Source organism: Bartonella sp. MU70NMGDW (assembly GCF_042194085.1).
Lineage (GTDB): Bacteria > Pseudomonadota > Alphaproteobacteria > Rhizobiales > Rhizobiaceae > Bartonella > Bartonella grahamii.
The window spans coordinates 1-2476 of the sequence record NZ_JBHIMK010000179.1; the positions used below are offsets into that span (position 1 = coordinate 1).

At 37.7% G+C, this 2476-nt stretch carries 2 protein-coding genes; both read left to right on the forward strand.

The features are described from left to right. Window positions 1-738 precede the first annotated feature (738 nt). Window positions 739-1584 carry a TIGR01459 family HAD-type hydrolase gene (locus ACFIKE_RS09385; protein WP_375649537.1) on the forward strand — a complete coding sequence of 282 codons (846 nt, stop codon included), beginning with the start codon at window positions 739-741 and terminating at the stop codon, window positions 1582-1584. Beyond that, the coding region (locus ACFIKE_RS09390) for a bifunctional riboflavin kinase/FAD synthetase (protein ID WP_375649539.1) at window positions 1584-2476 on the forward strand (893 nt) is incomplete at its 3' end. The genes ACFIKE_RS09385 and ACFIKE_RS09390, both read left to right, overlap by 1 nt.

Below are 2476 nucleotides of genomic sequence, written 5' to 3' on the forward strand. Positions count from 1 at the left end.
TCAAAACAGAATAGATTTGGTTGTTGTATATTCACATGTTTGTTTTAAGAAGATATTTCTCAATGTTAGCGCCCATTTCACGAATGGCGTTTTGTAAAGTGTATAACGTAAAAGCTTCGATGAATGGGATAAAAGCTATATTTCTATCTTTACTGAAAAAAAAGATGCTTGGAGGGCACATACTCTTTGTCAGTTTAAAATATTACGACAGTTTTTACCTTTGAAAGGGAGGATAAAAGCTATTTTTTCTCTCTTCACGTGTTTTTATTTATACGCTCATCCTGCTTATAATGTGCAAGCGAATAGTTTTGATTGATTCAATATCAACAGATTTGAAATGAGAAAAGATATTTTGGTTTCTCATTATGTATGAATAATAAATTATTATTATAAATCAATAATTCTATACTTAGGGAAGCGTTTTTTTAAGGAGTTTTTTTGTTCGTTTTAAAGAATGTGCGTGTTTTAGATAAAAAACTGTATCAACGCAGTTATTGTTAGAATTAAAGTTTTTATGAGAAAAATGAGCATTGTGGAATGATAAGCTTTTGATATAAAGCGTTTTAGAATTTTGCACAACTTAACGATAACTTATTTATTTTGTCATTTCTTATGATTTCTATAAGCGATGCAAAGTTGGAATATGGTTTGAGAAAGCAGATGACACAAGTATTATCTTTCGGTAAGTAGTTTTGGAATAAAAGACAGCTTTAAATGATAAATAAAGATAGGTGCACCATGAATGAACTTACCCATATTGAGACTATTATAACGCGTTATGATGCTGTTTTTTGTGATGTGTGGGGTGTTGTGCATAACGGTGTACATGCATTTGAACCAGCGTTGAAAGCATTGTATAAAATTCGACAAATGGGAAAAAGTGTTATTTTATTGACCAATTCTCCTCGGCTACGGGAAGATGTTTCTGCTCAATTACAAAGCATGAATGTTCATCGTGACTATTATGATGCCATTATCACTTCAGGGGATGTAACGCGCGATCTCATTCGGACTGCTCCGCGTAAAGTTTTTTTTATTGGTTCACAACGTGATTTGGTGCTGTTTGAAGGGTTAGAGTGTGAATTTGTTGAAGAATGGGAGGCTTCTGTTGTCGTCTGTAGCGGTTTTCTTGAAGATTTTGACGAAGAACCCTCTGCTTATGAGGAGATGTTTCTTCGCATGCGGGCGCGGAATTTACCTTTTATTTGTGCTAATCCTGATGTGATTGTCCATTATGGAAATAAAGAATTTTGGTGCGCTGGTGCATTGGCGCGTCTTTATCAACAATTAGGGGGGGAAGTACGCATTGCTGGAAAACCTCACGCGCCTATTTATGAGTGTGCCTTTGAAAAACTTCAAAACATTCGTGGAATTGTGGAAAAAAGTCAAGTTTTAGCTATCGGTGATGGTCTTTTGACAGATATTAAGGGGGCAGCTCATTTTGGTCTTGATGCCCTTTATATTATGGGGGGGATTCATCATTATGATTATGCGCAAAATGGTGTGGTGGATAAGCAAGCTTTGCATTCTTTTCTTGAACGTCATGGTTATAAACCACAAGCAATCATGTGGGCACTTCAGTAATGGCTAATTTTTTGCGTCTTCAGGGGACTCACATGTTTCCCTCGGCTTGGTGGGGAGCCGTGTTGGCACTTGGAAATTTTGATGGTGTTCATTGCGGACATCAGATGGTGTTGCAAAAAGCGCTTGATTTCGCGCAGATAAAAAAGAAACCAGCAGTTGTTTTAACCTTTGAACCACATCCAAGAAGTTTTTTTCAACGTTCAGCTCCTGTCTATCGTTTGACAGAGGCAGCTGAAAAAGCTGAAATTTTTAAAGTCCTTGGCTTTAATGGCGTGATTGAACAGCCCTTTGATGCGCACTTTGCCACGCTTTCAGCGGATGAATTTATCAAATCGATTTTAAAACAGGTTTTTGATGTTTCAGTTGTGGTGACAGGGGAAAATTTTCAATTTGGTCATCAGAAAAGTGGAAATTCACATCTTCTTTGCCAAAGGGGAAAAAAATATGGATTTGAGGTTGTGCAAGTTCCTTGTGTTTCTCGTCTTCAAGATTCAAAACAGTTGATTATTTCCTCTAGTTTTATTCGACAGCTTCTCTCACAAGGGAACGTAGAAAAAGCGGCTCATTTGTTAGGGTATCACTATCGGGTATGCTCCAATATTATTCAAGGCGATAAACTTGGACGTCTTTTGGGATTTCCTACCGCTAATCAAATGTTGCCTTCCCAAGTTCGCTTGGCTCATGGTGTTTATGCGGTGCGTTTACGTCGTGCGAACGGTGTTTTGTATGATGGTGTTGCAAGCTTTGGTTGTCGTCCAACGGTTGTTAAAGATGGCGCGCCACTTTTGGAAACCTATTTGTTTGACTTTAATGACGACCTTTATGGGGAAAGCTGTACCGTTTCTTTTTTGCAGTTTTTGCGAGGACAAGAAAAATTTGATGGGCTTGAACC

Coding starts and splice junctions, on each gene's coding strand:
- ACFIKE_RS09385 (WP_375649537.1), top strand. CDS start 739: ATGAATGAACTTACCCATATTGAGACTATTATAACGCGTTATGATGCT.